This window comes from Aphanothece microscopica RSMan92 (assembly GCF_046613545.2).
Lineage (GTDB): Bacteria > Cyanobacteriota > Cyanobacteriia > PCC-6307 > Cyanobiaceae > NIES-981.
In genome coordinates this window covers 1-435 of the sequence record NZ_JBKKKY020000566.1, presented here as the reverse complement: position 1 = coordinate 435, position 435 = coordinate 1, and the positions used below count along the sequence as shown (strand labels likewise).

The 435-nt window shown below is 63.0% G+C and carries 1 protein-coding gene; it reads right to left on the bottom strand.

Annotation, left to right across the window (positions count from 1 at the left end; genetic code table 11):
• Window positions 1–333: MBL fold metallo-hydrolase (locus tag ACLD7X_RS19085; protein WP_411425252.1), on the bottom strand; the 333-nt coding region annotated here is incomplete at its 3' end.
• Window positions 334–435 lie beyond the last annotated feature (102 nt).

Genomic DNA, 435 nt, shown 5'->3' with positions numbered 1-435 from the left:
GTCGTCGGCGCCGAAGACAGGGGCGAAGATCGCCTGCACCGCCTTCACCTCCGCCCCGATGGCGACCTTTGCGCCGGTCTGCGCCTTGATCCATGGCGCGGCCGAGAGGTGATCGGCGTGAACATGGGTCTCCAGAACGAACTCGACATGGGCCCCGCGCGTCTGTGCGGTCTCAAGGATCCGCGCCGCCGAGCCGTGATGGGCGCGGCCGCTGGCGTGGTCGTAGTCCAGCACCGGATCGACAATGGCGGCAGCCTTCGTGGCAGGGTCGACGACCAGATAGGAGACGGTGAACGTAGGCTCGTCGAAAAAGGCGATGATCTCCGGCGACATGGCGGGCTCCTAAGTTGCTGGACGATCATATATTAGGTCTTGCTAATTTAGGCAAGCCTGATATATGGGGACGTCCGATGGAGGCCTCGATGGCTGTTGCAG